At 31.2% G+C, this 20,171-nt stretch carries 9 protein-coding genes and 1 pseudogene; 9 read left to right on the forward strand and 1 reads right to left on the reverse strand.

Going from position 1 to position 20,171, the window contains the following annotated elements; all coding sequences use genetic code 11:
* Nucleotides 1-13 precede the first annotated feature (13 nt).
* The 7 genes and pseudogenes from LFT63_RS00490 (at nt 14) to LFT63_RS00515 (ending at nt 16,145) form a co-directional block, all read left to right on the forward strand.
* Complete coding sequence (locus LFT63_RS00490) at nt 14-1,195, forward strand: MDR family MFS transporter (protein WP_340767745.1); 1,182 nt, start codon at nt 14-16, stop codon at nt 1,193-1,195.
* A 289-nt stretch (nt 1,196-1,484) separates the two neighbouring features.
* Nucleotides 1,485-3,899 carry a leucine--tRNA ligase gene (gene leuS, locus LFT63_RS00495; RefSeq protein ID WP_029055637.1) on the forward strand — a complete coding sequence of 805 codons (2,415 nt, stop codon included), beginning with the start codon at nt 1,485-1,487 and terminating at the stop codon, nt 3,897-3,899.
* A gap of 24 nt (nt 3,900-3,923) precedes the next feature.
* On the forward strand, nt 3,924-4,235 hold the full coding sequence (locus LFT63_RS00500) for a rhodanese-like domain-containing protein (RefSeq protein ID WP_017638279.1): 312 nt from the start codon (nt 3,924-3,926) through the stop codon (nt 4,233-4,235).
* A gap of 318 nt (nt 4,236-4,553) precedes the next feature.
* On the forward strand, nt 4,554-10,325 hold the full coding sequence (locus tag LFT63_RS00505; RefSeq protein WP_340767746.1) for a SasC/FmtB family protein: 5,772 nt from the start codon (nt 4,554-4,556) through the stop codon (nt 10,323-10,325).
* 246 nt (nt 10,326-10,571) lie between these two features.
* A pseudogene (locus tag LFT63_RS12620) lies at nt 10,572-10,659 on the forward strand (YSIRK-type signal peptide-containing protein); the annotation flags it as partial.
* A gap of 491 nt (nt 10,660-11,150) precedes the next feature.
* The gene (locus LFT63_RS00510) at nt 11,151-13,451 is read left to right on the forward strand and encodes a DUF1542 domain-containing protein (protein ID WP_445684202.1); all 2,301 of its coding nucleotides are present in this window, start codon (nt 11,151-11,153) and stop codon (nt 13,449-13,451) included.
* An 18-nt stretch (nt 13,452-13,469) separates the two neighbouring features.
* On the forward strand, nt 13,470-16,145 hold the full coding sequence (locus LFT63_RS00515) for a DUF1542 domain-containing protein (protein ID WP_340768198.1): 2,676 nt from the start codon (nt 13,470-13,472) through the stop codon (nt 16,143-16,145).
* Nucleotides 16,146-16,235: 90 nt separating this feature from the next.
* Here LFT63_RS00515 and LFT63_RS00520 read toward each other — a convergent pair whose 3' ends face one another.
* Nucleotides 16,236-17,498 (reverse strand): BaiN/RdsA family NAD(P)/FAD-dependent oxidoreductase, encoded by a 1,263-nt coding sequence (locus LFT63_RS00520; protein ID WP_029055640.1) that lies wholly within the window; start codon nt 17,496-17,498, stop codon nt 16,236-16,238.
* A gap of 320 nt (nt 17,499-17,818) precedes the next feature.
* Between LFT63_RS00520 and LFT63_RS00525 the strand changes: the two genes are divergently transcribed.
* Both LFT63_RS00525 and LFT63_RS00530 read left to right on the forward strand, forming a co-directional pair.
* On the forward strand, nt 17,819-19,480 hold the full coding sequence (locus LFT63_RS00525; RefSeq protein ID WP_017638275.1) for a putative polysaccharide biosynthesis protein: 1,662 nt from the start codon (nt 17,819-17,821) through the stop codon (nt 19,478-19,480).
* Nucleotides 19,477-20,169, forward strand: coding sequence for a pseudouridine synthase (locus LFT63_RS00530; RefSeq protein ID WP_046466830.1), 693 nt, complete (start codon nt 19,477-19,479; stop codon nt 20,167-20,169). Before LFT63_RS00525 ends, LFT63_RS00530 begins: the two co-directional genes overlap by 4 nt.
* Nucleotides 20,170-20,171 lie beyond the last annotated feature (2 nt).

Raw genomic sequence — 20,171 nt, forward strand, 5'->3', positions numbered from 1 at the left:
GGGGACTCAATAAATGAATATACCAAAATCAGTATGGTGGCTTGTAATTGGGATGGCTCTAAATATTACGGGCGCCAGCTTTTTGTGGCCATTAAATACGATTTACATGAAAGAAGAACTTAATAAAAGTTTAACAATTGCTGGTGTAGTTTTATTAATTAATTCTTTAGGTATGGTTGTAGGCAACCTACTTGGCGGTGTATTATTTGATAAACTTGGTGGTTATAAAACAATACTTATTGGTACATTTACATGTTTATTTAGTACGACGTTATTAAATTTATTCCATGGTTGGCCTTGGTACGCTGTATGGCTTGTGTTGCTTGGGTTCGGTGGCGGAATGATTATACCCGCTATTTATGCCATGGCCGGAGCTGTTTGGCCTAATGGTGGTAGACAAACCTTTAACGCAATATATTTAGCTCAAAATATCGGCGTAGCATTAGGTGCAGCGTTAGGTGGATTTGTTGCTGAATTTAGTTTTAATTATATTTTTATGGCAAATTTAATTATGTATCTTCTATTTGCATTAGTTGCAATCACACAATTTAATTTAGAAATAAATGCTAAACTTAAGCGACAAGATAATATTGATTTGAAAAGTCAAGAGAACGTTAGCCGATTTGTTTCATTAATTTTAGTTTGTATTGTCTTTGCTATTTGTTGGATTGGTTATATTCAATGGGAAACAACTATAGCGTCATTCACACAATCTATCCATATTTCTATGTCGCAATATAGTGTGTTATGGACAATAAACGGTATTATGATTTTAGTTGCACAACCATTAATTAGACCAGTAATCGTTCTTTTAAAAGGTAATTTAAAAAAACAAATGTTTGTTGGTATTATTATTTTTATGTGTTCATTTTTAGTTACTAGTTTTGCGCATCAATTTTCTATATTTGTTATAGGTATGGTTATTTTAACGTTTGGTGAAATGTTTGTATGGCCGGCTGTTCCAACGATAGCTAATCAATTAGCTCCAGAAGGCAAAGTGGGACAATATCAAGGTATAGTCAATTCAGCTTCTACAGTTGGTAAAGCACTTGGACCATTATTTGGTGGGGTGTTAGTAGATATGTTTAATATGAGAATAATGTTTTTAACAATCATTTTATTACTTGGTATTTCAATTATTATTTTAAGTTTATTTACTAAAAGTAAAGCAGCCAAAAAATATCTGGATTATTAATATATCTACATTAATTAAAAATTAATAGTAACCTCTTGCAATCGAACGCATAATCACATACTATTAATTTGTAATAACATGTTATTAGACGCTTTTCTACAGAGAACTAGTGTGGTGAGAACTAGTGTTAAGGACTAAAATAACATTATAAAATATAACGAATTTAATTATGACATCTCTTACTATTGAATGAAGTGCGCTGAAAATGCGAAAAAGGGTGGTAACGCGGCTTAGGTCGTCCCTTTATCATTAGTGAGAGGTGTCTTTTTATTGAATAGGAGGAAACGTATTGAATTACAATCACAACGAAATTGAGAAGAAATGGCAACAATATTGGGAAGAGAATAAAACGTTTAAAACACAGGATAATTTAGGTCAAAAGAAATTTTATGCATTAGATATGTTTCCTTATCCATCAGGTGCAGGTCTACATGTAGGTCATCCTGAAGGTTATACTGCAACTGATATTATTTCACGCTATAAACGAATGCAAGGATATAATGTGCTTCATCCGATGGGATGGGATGCATTCGGATTACCTGCTGAACAATATGCATTAGACACAGGTAATGATCCTCGTGAATTCACTCAACAAAACATTCAAACATTTAAACGTCAAATACAAGAATTAGGCTTTAGTTATGATTGGGATAGAGAAGTTAATACAACTGACCCAGAATATTATAAATGGACACAATGGATATTTATACAATTGTATAACAAAGGTTTAGCTTACGTTGATGAAGTAGCTGTAAACTGGTGCCCAGCTTTAGGTACTGTTTTATCAAATGAAGAAGTTGTGGATGGTGTATCTGAACGAGGAGGTCATCCAGTTTATAGAAAGCCTATGAAACAATGGGTACTAAAAATTACAGAATATGCGGATCGTTTATTAGAAGATTTAGAGGATTTAGATTGGCCTGAATCAATTAAAGATATGCAACGTAACTGGATTGGACGTTCAGAAGGCGCTAAAGTTTCATTTGATGTTAAAGGTATTAATGAAAAAATTGAAGTTTTTACAACTAGACCAGATACAATTTACGGAACTTCATTTTTAGTATTAAGTCCAGAACATGAGCTAGTTAATAAAATTACTAGTGATGATAAAGAAGAAGAAATCAAAGCTTATCAAAAAGAAGCTTCAAAAAAATCTGATTTAGAACGTACAGATTTAGCTAAAGGAAAAACAGGTGTGTTTACAGGCGCTTATGCGATTAATCCTATTTCTGGTGACCAACTTCCAATTTGGATTGCAGATTATGTATTATCTACGTATGGCACAGGTGCAGTTATGGCAGTACCAGGTCATGACGAACGTGATCATGAATTTGCTGAGAAATTCGAATTACCTATCATTGAAGTGATTGAAGGTGGAGATGTTCAAACTGAAGCATACACTGGCAATGGTCCACATGTTAACTCCGGTGAACTTAATGGATTATATAATGAAGAAGCAATTTCTAAGGCTATTGAATTATTAGAAAATCATCATGCAGGAGAAAAGAAAGTTAATTATAAATTACGTGATTGGTTATTTAGTAGACAACGTTATTGGGGTGAACCAATACCAATTATCCATTGGGAAGACGGTTCTATGTCTACAGTACCTGAAGAAGAACTGCCATTATTACTTCCAGAAACTGACGAAATCAAACCATCAGGTACTGGTGAATCTCCATTAGCTAATATAGATGAGTTTGTAAATGTTGTTGATGAACAGACTGGAATGAAAGGTCGTCGTGAAACGAATACTATGCCTCAGTGGGCAGGTAGTTGTTGGTATTATTTAAGATATATTGATCCTAAAAACGATAAAATGATTGCTGATCCTGAAAAATTAAAACACTGGTTACCAGTAGATTTATATATTGGTGGCGTAGAACATGCAGTATTGCATTTATTATATGCAAGATTCTGGCATAAAGTACTTTACGATTTAGGTGTTGTCCCTACAAAAGAACCATTCCAAAAATTATATAACCAAGGAATGATTTTAGGTGAAGGTAATGAAAAAATGAGTAAATCTAAAGGAAATGTTATTAACCCTGATGATATAGTGAATTCTCATGGTGCTGATACATTACGTTTATATGAAATGTTTATGGGACCATTAGATGCAGCTATAGCATGGAGTGATAAGGGACTAGATGGTTCACGTCGCTTTCTAGATAGAGTATGGCGTTTAATTGTTAAAGAAGACGGCACTTTATCTGACAAAATTGTTGACACTAATAATAAATCTTTAGATAAATCATATAACCAAACTGTTAAAAAAGTAACAGAAGATTTTGATAGCCTAGGTTTCAACACTGCTATTAGTCAATTAATGGTATTTATCAATGATTGTTACAAAGCAGAAGAAATTTACAAACCTTATATTGAAGGATTTGTAACTATGTTAGCACCAATAGCCCCTCATATCGGAGAAGAGCTATGGTCAAGATTAGGTCATACTGATACTATTACTTATCAACCTTGGCCAACTTATAATGAATCGCTACTAGTCGATGATGAAGTAGAAATCGTGGTCCAAGTTAATGGAAAATTAAGAGCAAAAATTGAAATTCCTAAAGACTTATCTAAAGAAGAAATGCAAGATTTAGCATTAGCAAATGATAATGTTAAAATGAGTATTGAAGGTAAAGAAATTAAAAAAATAATTGCTGTACCACAAAAATTAGTCAACATTGTTGCTAAATAGAATATTTTAAAAGGAGTTTTAATAATGGAATCAATTACAATTGATGAGTTGAAAGAAAAAATATTGGATTCAAATCCAATTAATATTGTAGATGTACGTAATGATAATGAAACTGCAATGGGGATTATTCCTGGTGCAAAGACTATTCCTATGAATGAAATTCCTGATAACTTAAAAGAATTCGATTCAAATCAAACTTATTATATAATTTGTGCTGCTGGCGCACGCAGTGCTAGAGTTGTTGAATATTTAGAAGATAATGATATTCATGCTGTTAATGTAGAAGGTGGCATGAATGAATGGGGAACAGAAGGATTAGAAATTAAAAACATTTAATATTGGAAAGTGATTTTTAAGAGTTAGATTTTGAATGCCTTTTATATTAAGGTATTCAAATCTAACTCTTTTTTTATGAAATCTAATTTGATAACGTTGAAAAATTTACATGACAAATATGTTAAAAATAAATTAAAACGTGTACTATAATATTTAATTTATGTATACTAGAATTTGAATAAAATTGATGATAAAATCAAAGTGAATATCAATTCATTATATTGGTTAAAATAGCAAATTGATTCATTTAATACATATGCATCATAAACGCTCATTAATTATAAACAACAAAGACGATACAACTAGGAGGAACAATTAATGAATTTATTTAGGAAACAGAAATTCAGTATTAGAAAGTTTAACATAGGCATTTTTTCAACTATTATTGGTACTACACTTTTTTTAAGTCAAACTCATCAAGCATTAGCAGAAGAGAATAAATTAAATACCAATAGTGATACGCCAAATACTGCATTAACAGGTGAAACAAATACTAATGAATTAACAACTGTTAATCAAAATAATGTGACAAATACTAATGTCGCTAATACATCAGATGGTACGATAGACAATCAAGTTAATGATAATCAACGTAATGCAAATGACTTACTAGGAAATGAATCTATCTCTGAAACAAATCCTGATTTAAGTAAAGAACAATCGACTGAATCTTCAACAAATAATTTCGACCCTAGCACAAACAATTCAACAAAACTTCAACTCGATAGCATAAGTAATAATATTGTATTACCTGAAAATTTAGTGAATGGAGAAACTCAACAAAATCAACCTAAATTAGTAACAGAATCAAGACCTAAAGCAGATAGACCTAAGAAAAGAAGTCGACGTGCGGCTGTTGATAATAATGCAGGTGGTACAGTTAATTCAACCACTGTGATTGATCCAAAAATAAATAATACTGGTCCTAACGCAATCAACGAGGTTCTAACATTTGATGATATTGGGGTCACTCCAAGTAAAAGTAGAAATAACCCTACAGTTACTATTGTTGAACAATTACCCGGGTTTAATCTTATAAACGGAGGTAAAGTTGGTGTTATAAGTCATACTTTGGTTAGGTCCGGTATGTTTAATTCAAGTGACGAAAAAAATTACCAAGCTCAAAACAATGTCATTGTTTTAGGTAGAGCCAATGGTGCTGATCCTAATGATCATGGGGATTTTAATGGAATTGAGAAGACTTTAACAGTCAATCCAAATTCTGAATTAGTCTTTGATTTTTCTACAATGTTAACTAAAAATAGGCAAGGTGCTGTAAATATTGTTATTAGAAATGCTGATGACGATAATATAATTGGAGAAAAAACAGTATCAACAAGAGCTCAATCAAGATTATTTAAAGTACCTGATAATGTTACGCATTTAAAAATCCAATTTATACCTAATAACGATGCTATCACAGATATTGCGGGTGTTTATCAACTCAAAGATGGCTATAAATATTATGATTTTATAGATAATGTAGGTCTATTTTCTGGTTCGCATATATATGTTGAAAATAGAAATATAGAAACAAAGGCAGTAAATAATAGAGAATTCAATGTTTCAACTTCATTGAAAAACGATGGTGATTTTGCAGCCTCAATGAATACAAACGAATTTGTTTATACTATTCATTTACCAGAAGGTATAGAATATGTCGACCAATCACTTACTACAGAATTGCCATTTGGTAATGGTTCAGGAAATATGTTAAATCCGATGATTACTACATATGACCCAACAACTCGTACAATCACTATAAAAAGTAATGGCGATGAAACGAATTCAAATAACGCATCATTAATGCCTAATAAAAATTTGAACATTAACTATAAATTACGTGTTAATAATGTTCCAACACCAAGACAAGTTACTTTCCAAGACAATTTAGTATATAAAACTTTTGCTGAAGAATATTTCGATACGCCTCCAACACCGAGTGATGTCAATTTAGAACCTTATAATATAGATATTGTTATGAATAAAGATGAATTACAACGAGCTGTAGATACTAAAGTCATAGCTTCGAATTATACCATTGCTTCTGTAGATGAATATAATACGTTAAAAGCAAGAGCTCAAACCATCTTAGATGAATCTAGAAATAATGTTCCAATTAATCAGAGAGTCTCTCAAGCAGACATTGATCAATTAACTTATCAATTGCAACATACTTTAATTAGTAGAGTAGAAGCGGCTCGTGCAGTTAATAACAAAGCCGATGATATGACAGATACTGTTAATCAGGATAATGAACTAACAGATGAAGAAAAAGAAGCGGCAATTAATAAAATTGAACAAGATAGAGATAATGCTATCAATAATATTGATGATCAAACAACTGATGATGGTGTGACAAATGAAAAAAATGCAGGTTTAAATATATTAAATGGAGATACAGGAACACCTATAGCAAAACCTAGTGCAAGACAGGCTGTAAACGATAAAGCTACTGAACAAAGAGCATTGATTAATCAAGATACAGTTGCTACGACTGAAGAAAAAGAAGCGGCACTAGAAGAATTAGATAATGATGTAACTACTGCTTTAGCTAATATTGATAATGCTCAAAACAACGCACAGGTAGAAGCAGCTAAAAATAATGCAATTAATAAGATTAATACAGATAGACCAGCTGATATTTATAAAGCCAACGCAAAAGCTGAAATTAACCAAGCAGCAACAGCGAAACGTCAAGAAATTAATCAAAATAATGAAGCTACTCAAGAAGAAAAAGAGGCTGCACTTAATGAACTTAATCAAACAACTAATCAAGCTATAGGTGAAATTGATAATAGTGTATCAAATAGCGACGTAGATCAAGCTAAAGATAATGGTGTAAATGCAATTAATATCATTAATCCAGTTACCATAGTTAAACAAAATGCTCGTGATGCAGTTGCTAATGTAGCACAACAAAAGAAGGATGAAATTAACGCCAATACAGATGCAACGTTAGAAGAAAGACAAGCTGCAATTCAAGCAGTTGACCAAGCTTTAACAGAAGCTAATACAAATATTACGAATGCAAATACAAATGATGAAGTTGACCAAGCTAAAAATAATTCTATAAATACAATTCAAAGCATTCAACCAGAAACACAAGTAAAAACAAATGCTAAAAATTTATTGAATTTAAAAGCACAAGAACAACTTAATATAATTGCAAATAATAACGATGCAACTATAGAAGAACAACAAGTAGCACAACAAATACTTGATACAGAACTTAATCAAGGTATTCAAAATATAGAAAACGCGGATACTAATCAAGAAGTTGAAAATGCAAAAGATACGTCTATACAAAATATTCAAAGTATTCAACCAGCCACAAAGGTAAAATCAGATGCTAGAACGGCAGTTAATGAAAAAGCAACAGAAGTAATTAATAATATTAACGCCACACCAGGTGCTACTAAGGAAGAAAGAGATGAAGCTATTGCACAAGTAAACACACTATTAAATAGAGTAATAAATGATATTAATACATCAAGTACTACACCTATGGTTGAAGCTTTAAGAGATGCAGCAATTAATGATTTAGGAAATATTCAACCACATGTTACTAAAAAGCAAGAAGCAATAGCGATATTAAACCAATTAGCTACTGATAAAAAACAAGACATAAATCAAAATATTAATGCAACTACTGAAGAAAAAGAAGCCGCAATTAATGAAGTAGATACACAACTAGCAGATGCACTTAATCATATTGATCAAGCAGACACTAACGCTCAAGTAGATGAAGCACAACAAAATGGAACGGCAGCGATTAACAATATACAAGAACAAATCGTTAAAAAACCTGATGCTCGTAATGAAATTAATCAACATTATAATGATAAATTATCTCAAATTAATCAAACACCCGATGCAACGACTGACGAGAAAGCAGCTGCAATTCAATTACTAGACGAGCAAAAGAAACAGGCTCTAGAAGCTATAAATCAAGCACAAACTAACAACGATGTAGATCAAGCCAAAGAACAAGCTATTCAAAACATAGATGCTGTTCAAGTTGATGTAGTGGTGAAACCAGATGCGAGACATTCGTTAGAGTCTGCAAAAAATGCACAACAACAAGTGATTAATGCAACACCTGATGCAACTGTTGAAGAAATTAATACAGCATTACAAAAATTAAATCAAATATTCAATCAAGCAAATAATGCTATTAATCAGGCGCAAACAAATCAACAAGTAACAGATGCTACTCAGCAATCAATTGAAATGATTCATAATACATTACCTGAGACAACAGTGAAAACTAATGCAAGAAATAATATAGAAAATCAATCTAATAAACAAACTCAGCTCATTCAAAATAGTGATGAATCCACGGTTGAAGAGAAAAATGAGGCACAAGAATTGGTGAATCAAGCCAAAGAACAATCAATTAAAAATATAGATCAAGCTCGTACAAATCAAGAGGTGGAAACGGCATATAATAATGGCATACAAAGTATACAACAAATATCGCCATCTACTGCTATTAAGACTAATGCAAGACAAACTATATCTAAAGCCATTCAAGATAAAGAGAAACCAGTACTTGAAAATCAAGAAGCTACACAAGAAGAAAAAAATCAATTTATGACTAAAATGAATACGTTATTAAATGATTTGAATCAACAAATTACAAAAGACACTACAAATCAAGAAGTAGCAAATACTAAAGATAATGGATTAGTAAGTATTGAGCAGTCTGTTTTTCAACCAACTGTAAAACAAGATGCAAGAATTAAAATACAAGAATTTGCTGAAAAGCAAACGGAATTAATTAATCATAGTGAAGATGCTACAAATGAAGAAAAAAATAATGCTTTAGAAAAACTTAAAGCTACTGTTGAAAATATTATTAACCAAATCAATACTGCGACAATGAATAGTCAAGTTAATCTGGCACAAAATAATGGAGAATCTGCAATTTCTATTATTTTGCCTAAAATTGTAGTTAAAGAAGAAGCAAGAACTCAAATTAACCAAGCCATCAATAATCAAGATGAAGTTATTAGAAAAGTTCAAGATGCAACGCAAGAAGAAAAAGATGAAGCTAATGATGAAGTTAATCGTTTGGCAAATCAGGCAATCAATGACATCAACAATCTAAGAAATAATAATCAAGTAGAAGTAGCAAAAGATGAAGCTATCAATAAGATCCAACAAATATTGCCATCTACTGCAGTTAAAACTAATGCAAGACAATTATTAAATGAAACTAGTCAAAATAAGATTAAAAATATAAAAGAGACGTTAAACGCCACTACCAATGAAATTGAAGCAGCAATTTCAGAAATCGAGAAAATTTTAGAACAAGCATTAAGTCAAATTAACCAAGATATAACGACACAACAAGTAAATAAAACAAAAGAACAAGGGGTTCAAGCTATTAATGATGTTCAAGTTAAAGTGGTTAAAAAACCAGAAGCAAATGAACTTCTTTCACAAGTTGCGAATAATCAAGAACAATTAATTAACCAAATAAATGAAGCGACAAAAGAAGAGAAAGAATTGGCTATTACTAAAGTGCTAAAAGAATTAGAAAAGGCTAAAGAACTTATTAATAATGCATTGTCAAACAGTGAAGTGGATCAAGTTTATATAGATGCAGCTAAGATCATTGAATCAATTAAACCTAATATAGAAGTTAAACCTCAAGCAAATAAAGATATCAATCAAGTAGCTGATGAAGTTAAAAATCAAATTAAACTTTTAAAAAATGTTGATTCCAATGCTGTAAATAATGCTATGAGAAAAATCGCGTCAATATTAGAAGAAGCAGATATAAGAATCAAACAAGCAAAAACAAATGATGAAGTTAGCCAAATTGTTATTGAAACGATAGAAAAATTAAAAGGAATTAAAATATCGCCACTTAAATCTCATATCAAAATAGATACGGTTAGAACAATGACTAATTGTAAAAACTATATAGAAAAACAGATTTCAGCACCTGGTTCTAACTTAAATAGTGAATTACCAGATACTGGTTTAAGTCATAATCATTTACCTTTAGCTGGAATCACATTTACTTTTGGAATTTGGTTATATTTAAGAAGTTTAAAACTAAGAGATTATAAAAAATAAAAAGTTTGATACTTCATCAATTAATTGTGATAAAGATAGATAAAACATACCTAATTCTTCATGCTATAAATATTTAATTCTTATTAAATAAGTATATTTTTATACTAGATTTATAATTAGGTTGATGATAAAATAATTATTAAATTTAATAGGTTGTGCATATTACAAAGGTGTGCAACCTATTTGAAATCTAAATATAATTCTAATGTTTTACATCATGAAATTACACCTAGGAGGACAATCATTATGAATTTATTTAAACAACAAAAGTTTAGTATTCGAAAATTTAATGTTGGTATTTTCTCAGCATTAATTGCTACAGTAGCATTTTTAGGCGTAAATACTAATAGTGCTGAAGCATCAGAAGTAGAGAATGGGGTTGCTAATAACCAAGTCGATAACGCTGTCGTTAATCAAGAGCAAACTAATAATGTAGACAGCCAATTCAGTGACACAAATCAAGTAGTTGATCCTAACGTTAATCAAGCTACTACTGAGAATAATAACCAAGACGCAACAACTGAAAATATTAATAATCCTGTTGTGAATAGTGGGGAAGGCGTTAGTAATCAAGATAATACTACTACAAATGATGAAGTTAATACCCCAGCCGTAGAAGTTGTACAACCTGCTGTTTCGTTAGATGACTTACAAACACCAAAATTACCAACTGAATTAAATAATGATAATCAAAATAGTAAAGTACCAACGGAAGGTTTAAACAAACCTGTCGCAACAGTAGAAACAAATCAGTCTCCTAAGAAAAGAAGTAAACGTGACGTGGGAGATAGTACAAACGATAATAATGTAGTAGCTAATAACCAAGTGGATAATGCTCAAAATCAAACATTAAATAATGCTAAACAAGTCGCTACTAATGAAATTAATCAAAAAGCTACTGAGAAAAACCAATCAATTAATACTACTGCAGAAGCCACACAAGAGGAAAAGCAAGTTGCATTAACAGACGTTGAGCACCAACAATTTAATGCTAATAATAATATTCAACAAGCTGCATCTGAAAACGATGTTACTACAGCAAAAAATAATGGTTTAACTGCTATTGATAATATTACTGTACAAACACATGCTAAAGAAGCTGCACGTAATGCGATTGTTCAAAAGGTAGCTGATCAAATCTTAAATATTAATAATAACCAAAATGCTACAAATGAAGAAAAAGCAGAAGCAGTAAACCAAGTTCATAATGTTGAACACCAGGCCTTAAAAAACATCAATGGTGCTAATACACAAGATGAAATAAATAATATTCAAAATCAAAATGTTACATCAATTGGAAAAGTTGAACCTACTACAACTGTGAAACCAACTGCTATTTCTGAAGTTAATCAAGCTGCAACTGAACATAATAGTACTATTGATGGAAATAGTGGTGCTACAACAGAAGAAAAAGCGAAGGCAAAAGAAAAAGTAAATGGATTAGTAGGCATTACAACTTATAACATTAATCAGTCTTCTTCAAATCAGGAAGTTAATCAAGCTAAAGAATTTGGTATAAATCAAATTAATGCAATTACGCCAGAAACGGCCGTAAAAGATTCGGCGAATGACGAAATTAATCAAGCAGCACAACAACAAAAAGAAAATAATAATAATAACTATGCAGATGCTACGACAGAAGAAAAAACAGAAGCTAATAATTTAGTAGATAGTTTAGCCAATGAGGCACATACTGACATTGCAGCTGCTAATACAACAGACGAAGTAAATAATGTGAAAAATAATACTGTACAAGCCTTACAAAATGCTAGCACTGTTGTTGCAAAGAAACCAGCTGCAAGAGACCAAATTAATCAAGCACTAAGTGATAGAAAACAAGCGATTAATAATTCAAATCAATCAACAACAGAAGAAAAAGCTGACGCAATTAATCAATTAGATCCGAAAAAAGCTGAAATTGATAATAATATCAATCAAGCTACAACTAATGGTGAGGTTTCAACTGCTGTAACAAATGGTTTAAATGAACTCAATAATATTGAACCTGCAACTGTTAAAAAGCAACAAGCAAAAACAACTATTGCTCAAGATGCAGATAATCAAAAGCAACTTATCAATCAAGATACTAATTCAACTACTGAAGAACATGATGCAGCTAACGCTAAGATAGATCAAGCAGTTGCAAAAGCCAATAATGATATTGACCAAGCAGCTACTAATAATGATGTAGATAATGCTGTTGCAACTAACCAAACAGAGATTAACCAAATACAACAAGATGCTCAAGTCAAACCTGCTGCAAAAGCAGAAATTGCTCAAAAAGTTACTGAACAAGAAACAGTTATACAAGCAACTCGAGGTACAACTACTGAGGAAATTAATGAAGCGCTTCAAGCTTTACAAACAGCTAAAACTCAAGCTGACCAAGCTATAGATGCAGCACAGTCAAATGCGGATGTAGAAAATGTTAAAAATGAAGAAATAGCTAAAATAACTTCAATTTTACCATCACAAGAATACAAAAATAATGCTATGGCTGAAATAGAAAATTTAGGTGAACAACGCAAAGTAGAACTAACTCAAAATCCTGATATGACTAAAGAAGAACGTGATGATACTGTTGATTCAGTAGATAGAGCAGTAGGTCAAGGTACTAATAATGTTTACCAAGCTTTGAGTAAACAGTCCGTTGATAATGCTAAAAATGATGCGATTACTAACATCAATCAAGTTAGAGCATTTGTGAATGTAAAACAAGATGCGAGAGACGCAATTAGCCAAATAGCAGAACAACGTAAACAAACTTTCCCTAATGATGTTCATGCAACTGATGAAGAAAAACAAGAAGCTTCAAATAATGTTGATGCAATTGTTACAAAAGCAAATGAACAAATTAACCAAGCAACAACTGATGCACAGGTAGCGCAAGTTAAAAATCAAGCAATTCAAGATATAGATTTAGTAGTACCACAAAGTAATGCTAAAACGACAGCTTTATCAAATATTCAAACTAAACAAGAACAACAAACATATATTATAAACAACGAACCTAATGCTACTTCAGAGGAAAAAGCGATTGCTTTACAAGAATTAAATCAAGCAGTTACTAACGCCAATAATGAAGTTAATGCGGCTACTACAAATGCACAAGTGGCTACAGCTTAACAAAATGGTATAACAGCCATTAGTAACACACTTCCAGCAACACAAACTAAAGGAGATGCTAAAGCTGCATTAGACCAAGCTGCTACAAATCAAAAAGCATTAGTAGGTCAAAATCAAGATGCAACTACTGAAGAAAAAGATGCAGCAAATCAATTAATCGATCGAGCTCTTAATAATGCGAAACAATCTGTTACTGATGTAGATAGTGCTATAGATGTTGAAACTAAAAAGAATGAAGGTATCGACAATATCAATCAAATAACTGCAGATACAGGTGTTAAAACTGCTGTAAAACAAGATTTACAAAACCAAGCTAATGCTAAAAAGCAAGAAATTGCTAATAGTCCTTTATCTACTGAAGAAGAAAAACAAGCAGCAAATACAAAAGTTGATAATGCATTACAACAAGGTTTAACTGATGTTACTAACGCTCAAAGTATCGTAGACGTTAATAATGCAGTTAAAGCTAACGATGAAACAATTCAAGCCATTCAACCAGAAACTACAGTCAAAGATAATGCTAAAAAAGAAGCTTTAAACATCTTGAATCAACAAAAAGATACAATTTATCAAAATGCCAATGCTACTGCTGAAGAAAAGCAATTAGCTGGTGATAAATTAGATCAATTAGCTTCTAAAGTTATCAATAATATTAATCAATCAAACACTAACAATGATGTAGATCAAGCTAAAACAAATGCAATAACAGAAATCAATCAATTTACGCCATCAATTGTTAAGAAAGAAAATGCTAATGAAGAATTAACAGATACGGCAGATTTAAAACAAGCTGAGTTAGATAAATCTCAAAATAATAGTCAAGAAGATATTGATGATGCTAAACAAACAGTACAAGCTATTTTATCTAAAGCTAAAGAACAAGTGAACCAAGCACAAACTAATCAACAAGTTGATGAAGCTAAAGCTAATGGAATTAATGCTTTACAAAATGTTCAACCAATAGGTGGATTAAGACGAGATGCATTAAAAGAAGTTAATGATGTTTACAATGATAAAGTTAATGAAATTCAAGATGCTGTGAATGGTACACAAGAAGAAATTACAGCTACATTGAATAATTTAAATAACATAAAAGCTCAAGATGACACAGCGATTAACCAAGCTACAAATGTACAACAATTAACAACTGCCAAAGACCAAGCTTTAAGTGATATTAATGGTTTTGAATTCACATTTACTAAAAAGGCAGATGCTATTACAGAAATTCGTGATGCTTTATCAGCTAAAGAAAATTCTATTAATGAAAATAACAAAGCAACTTCTCAAGAAAAAGATAATGCTATAAATAGCGCTAGAGAACAAGCAAATATTGCATTTATTAATATTAATAACGCTGATACAAATCAACAAGTTGATGATGCGGTGTCAAACGGTAAAGCAGAAATTGATCAGGTCACTCCAGAAGTTGTAACTAAACCAAATGCGATTGAATCTATCAATCAACTTGCTGATCAATTAAAAGAAACATTTGGACAAACATTAGGCGCTACACTTGATGAATCTGAAGAAGCTGCACAAAAAGTAGATTCTATTGTTAATAATGCTAACAATGAAATTGAAAATGCAACATCTGACATTGATGTCGCTCAAATTAAAGCGAATGCTATGAATGATTTAAATCAAGTTGTCATTAATGTTGAACAAATTTCTAATGCAGCAAAAGCATTAAGAGAAGAAGCGGATAAAGTTAAAGAAACAATTGATTCAAATGAAGATGCAGTAGAAAGTGAAAAATTAGCTGCTAAAGAAAATTTGAATAATATTTTAGAAAAAGGTTTAGCTGTATTAAATGTACAAAATACTAATGAAGAAGTAGCGAATGCAAAATCAAACTTTATCGATCAAATTAAAGCTATCAAAGTGGATACAGTTGTTAAACCTAGAGCTATATCAGAAGTAACGAAATTTGTTAATAACCAAGTTGCATTAATTCAAAGTTCAACAAAAGCTACTACTGACGAAAAAGAAGACGCAATTAATAGAGTGAAAGCAATTGAAGATGAATCATTAGCATCAATAAAAAATGCCAATAATAGTAATGACATTAACGAAGTGGTTGAAAATGCTCAATTAAAATTAGGATCAGTGAATGTTAAAGCTATAATTAAAGAAGAAACAATCAAAGCATTAGATGATAAGATTGCAGAACAAAAAGAAAAGATTAATAATTCACAAGCAAATCAAGAACAAAAAGATAAAGCATTGAGTCAATTAGGCCAGCTTACTTCTAAAATTGGTGAACAAGTAGATCAAGCCCAATCAAATGAAGATGTGTTAAAAGTTAAAGAAGAAACAATCAAACAAATTGAAGCGATTGTTCCAAAAGTAACTCAAAAAACACCTCAAAAAGATCCAAACCAAGAACCGGTAAAAACACCTCAAAAAGACAAAGATAATGATAATGATGTTCCAACTCAACAAACAACAGTCACTGGAAGCAATACTGATGAAGATAATACTCCTATAAAAAATGGAGAAAACATCGATGAACAAGTTACTTCATCAACAGTTGAACAAAGTGAAGAGAACGACAATAACTCAACATCAGAAGCTAAACAATTACCAGAAACTGGACAAAACGATAGTCACATACCAGTGGCAGGAATTGCCTTTGCGGCTGGTGCTGCTATAGTTAGCAGACGACTAAGTCAAAAGAAAGATAAATCAGAATAAAATAGTTAAACTGTAAGTTTGATCCAATAAAATCATAAATAAAACAGAGTTTAGGTATTAATCCTAAACTCTGTTTTTATATACAAATATTTATAATAAATTATCATATTTTCCAGCATTTAAACCTGCTACGTGACCAGTAACTAATGCACTTGTAATATTATATCCACCAGTATAACCGTGGATATCTAACACTTCACCACATAAGAAAAGGCCTTTAGACAATTTCGACATCATAGTCTTAGGTTCTATCTCTTTTAAAGAAACACCGCCACCAGTTACGAACGCCTTATCAATAGGTAAAGTTCCATTAACGTTAAATGAAAATCCTTTTAATAACTTAACTATTGTATTTAATTGTTGATTTGAAAGATGATGTGATGTTGTTTCATTATCAATTTCAGCTTGTTCTAAAATAAATAACAAATATCTTTCTTCAATTAACCCATGTAGACTGTTTTTAATATATTTATCAGGTTCATCTTTTAATAATTTTATAATATGTTGTGAAAGTTCATCCTCGTTCATAGTTGGAAAAACATCAAGTGCCATTTTTATATCTTGTTTCTTTTGATTTTTTTGTTCTTTATAAACAAATTGACTACATCTTAATGCAGCTGGTCCACTGACACCAAAATGTGTAAAAATCATATCCATTTGATGACTAATTCTTTTTTTGCCATTCTTTTTTAATACGGATAATTCTACATCTTTGAGACTTAGTCCTTTCAATGTTTTATCTTTAATAAAACGTTCAGGAGAAGTGATAGGTACTTCGGTAGGGAACAATTCTGTAATAGAATGGCCTAGCGATTTTGCAAAAGTATATCCGTCACCAGTCGAACCTGTTTGAGGCACACTCGTACCACCAGTTGCTATAATTAAACTTTTAGATTTATAAGTTTGTTGTGCAGTTTCAACTGAAAAAATACCTTCATTATCTTGTGATACATTAAGAACAGTGGTTTCTTCCTTAACTGTAACATTTTGTTTATTAATCGTATCAACTAAAGTATCCACGACGTCTTGTGATTTATTTGATACAGGGAACATGCGCCCATGATCTTCTTCTTTGAGTTTTACGCCGCGACTCTCAAAAAAATGAATAATAGATTCATTATCAAAAACAGAGAAAGGACTATATAAAAATTTTCCATTTCCTGGAATGTTTTTAATAATTTCTTCATAAGGTAAGCGATTGGTTACATTGCAACGACCACCACCTGAAATTTTTAATTTTCTACCAAGTCCTTTCTTTTTTTCTAACAAGAGAACTTGGTTACTACTAGAGCTAGCGGCAACAGCAGCCATTAGTCCGCTGGGGCCACCACCGATGATGATTGTTTGATACATTTTAACTGCCTCCAATAAATATTCATCACTATTGTATCTGAATAGAAAAATATATGCTATAGAAGTTGTATAATTAGATGACAATGAATAAAATGAGAATTATAATAGGAAACTTGAAGTATCATACATAAAAATCGACTAGCTAAGATTTGAGATTGCTTTTTATTTTATCAAAAGCGTGTTTACTAATAAAAATATGATAAAATCAATTAACACAAATAGTTTTTGTGATATATTTTATATTAATGTAAGCTAATAATAATGAATAAGATATGAAGTTAAATAACTTTAATAAACTTTTAAAGATAGGAAGATAGTTAATGAGCGAAAGTAAAGAAATGGTTCGTGGGACCTTCTTAATTACATTTAGTATATTAATTACGAAAGTTCTAGGTGTTCTATTTATTATTCCGTTTAACCATTTAATTGGTGGACAAGAAAATATGGCACCGTTTACTTATGCCTATGCGCCATATAATATTGCAATAGCTGTAGCAACAGCTGGTGTACCGTTAGCAGCTTCAAAATATGTTGCTAAATACAATGCTTTAGGTGCATACAAAGTAAGTCAGAAGTTTTATAAATCAAGTTTTATAGTGATGAGTATAACTGGTATTCTAGGATTTTTACTATTATACTTCCTAGCACCATATATTTCAGAATTAACACTATCACGTAATGCATCAGATAAAAACGGTTGGTCAGTTGCTGATATTACATGGATTATTAGAATTATAAGTATGGTTGTTATATTTATACCAGTACTAGCAACTTGGAGAGGTATATTCCAAGGTTATAAATCTATGGGACCAACAGCAGTATCAGAAGTTACAGAACAAATTGCACGTGTAATATTCATTTTAGTTGGAAGTTATTTAGTGTTAAATGTCTTTAATGGCACTGTATTAATGGCTAATGGTATAGCTACGTTTGCAGCAGCTATTGGTGCGATAACAGGTATTTTCACATTATGGTATTACTGGAGAAAACGTAAGAAACATATTGATAAAATGGTTTTATCAGATAACACAGATATAAATGTATCTTACGGAAATATGTATAAAGAAATTATAAAATATAGTATTCCATTTGTAATTGTGAGTTTAAACTTCCCGTTATTTAATTTAGTCGATCAATTTACTCATAACGGAGCTTTATCTATTGTAGGCGTATCTTCACAATTACAAGATATTTTCTTTAATATGTTGAATATGTCAACAAATAAAATAGTAATGATTCCTACATCTTTAAGTGCTGGTTTTGCAGTAAGTTTAATACCTTATATTACTAAGACATACGAAGAAGGTCGATTGCATGAAATGCATAGACAGATAAGAACATCTATTGGAGTGCTTATGTTTATTACTGTTCCTGCTAGTATAGGAATTATGGCATTAGCTCAACCATTATTTACAGTTTTCTATGGCTACGATCCAGTTGTTCAAGGTCATGACCCTAACTTTGATGGTAGTAGATTGTTATTCATATATGCTCCAGTAGCAATTTTAATTTCATTATTAAGTGTGACGGCTTCAATGTTACAAGGTATTGATAAACAGAAGTTAACTGTATATGTGATCTTGGGTGCAGTGGCTATTAAGTTGATATTAAACTATCCTCTAATTATGTTATTACGTACACCAGGTGCAGTACTTAGTACGTCAATTGCATTATTATTCGCAATTGGTTGCAACTTCTTTATCTTAAAGAAATATGCCAAATTTAAGTTCAGCTATAGTTGGATTCATTTTGGAAAAATATTCTTGTATTCATTCATTATGATGATAGGTGTAGAACTTGTCTTCTTTATTGGTAAGCTATTCTTAGCACCAAGTAAAGTAGGATATCTAATTATTATTATTGCTGGTGTTATCGTAGGTGCTGCAATTTATGGTGGAATTACAATAAAAACTAAATTTGCTGATGAATTTTTAGGAGAAATACCTGAAAAAATTAGACGTAAAGTTGGGTTCTTACGATGAGAATTGATAAATTTTTAGCTAATATGGGGATTGGCACACGTAACGAAGTTAAACAAAACTTGAAAAAAGGTCATGTGAAAGTTAATGATAGCGTGACTAAATCACCAAAAACCCATATCAATCCTGAAGTAGATATAGTTAAAGTTAATGAGGAAGTTATTAAATATATTGATAAAATTTATATTATGTTAAATAAACCAAGTGGTGTCATTTCTGCCACTGAAGATGACAAAGATAAAACCGTCATTGATTTAATCCCTGAGTATCAACACTTGGGGATTTTCCCTGTCGGTAGATTAGATAAAGATACAGAAGGTTTATTGCTTATTACTAATGATGGGCAATTTAATCATGATTTGATGAGTCCTCATAAACACGTTCCTAAAACTTATGAAGTTGTGTCTCAAAATTCCATATCGGAAAATGATATTAAATTATTCGAAAAAGGTATAGAACTTTCTGATGGAAAGGTGAAGCCAGCTCAATTAGAAATAATTGAAAACAAGCTCTCACGTGTTACCATATATGAAGGTAAATACCACCAAGTAAAAAGAATGTTTCATGAGATAGAAAATGAGGTATTAAAATTAAAACGTATTAAAATAGCTAATTTAGAGTTAGATGAAACACTCGAATTAGGAGAATATCGTTTATTAACAGAAAATGATTTTAAATTATTGTTAAACTAAAG

It is taken from the genome of Staphylococcus sp. FSL H8-0121, from assembly GCF_038008425.1.
In the GTDB taxonomy this organism is placed as follows: Bacteria; Bacillota; Bacilli; order Staphylococcales; family Staphylococcaceae; genus Staphylococcus; species Staphylococcus pasteuri.

Coding starts and splice junctions, on each gene's coding strand:
- LFT63_RS00520 (WP_029055640.1), bottom strand. CDS start 17,498: ATGTATCAAACAATCATCATCGGTGGTGGCCCCAGCGGACTAATGGCT.
- LFT63_RS00530 (WP_046466830.1), top strand. CDS start 19,477: ATGAGAATTGATAAATTTTTAGCTAATATGGGGATTGGCACACGTAAC.
- LFT63_RS00525 (WP_017638275.1), top strand. CDS start 17,819: ATGAGCGAAAGTAAAGAAATGGTTCGTGGGACCTTCTTAATTACATTT.
- LFT63_RS00505 (WP_340767746.1), top strand. CDS start 4,554: ATGAATTTATTTAGGAAACAGAAATTCAGTATTAGAAAGTTTAACATA.
- LFT63_RS00490 (WP_340767745.1), top strand. CDS start 14: ATGAATATACCAAAATCAGTATGGTGGCTTGTAATTGGGATGGCTCTA.
- LFT63_RS00500 (WP_017638279.1), top strand. CDS start 3,924: ATGGAATCAATTACAATTGATGAGTTGAAAGAAAAAATATTGGATTCA.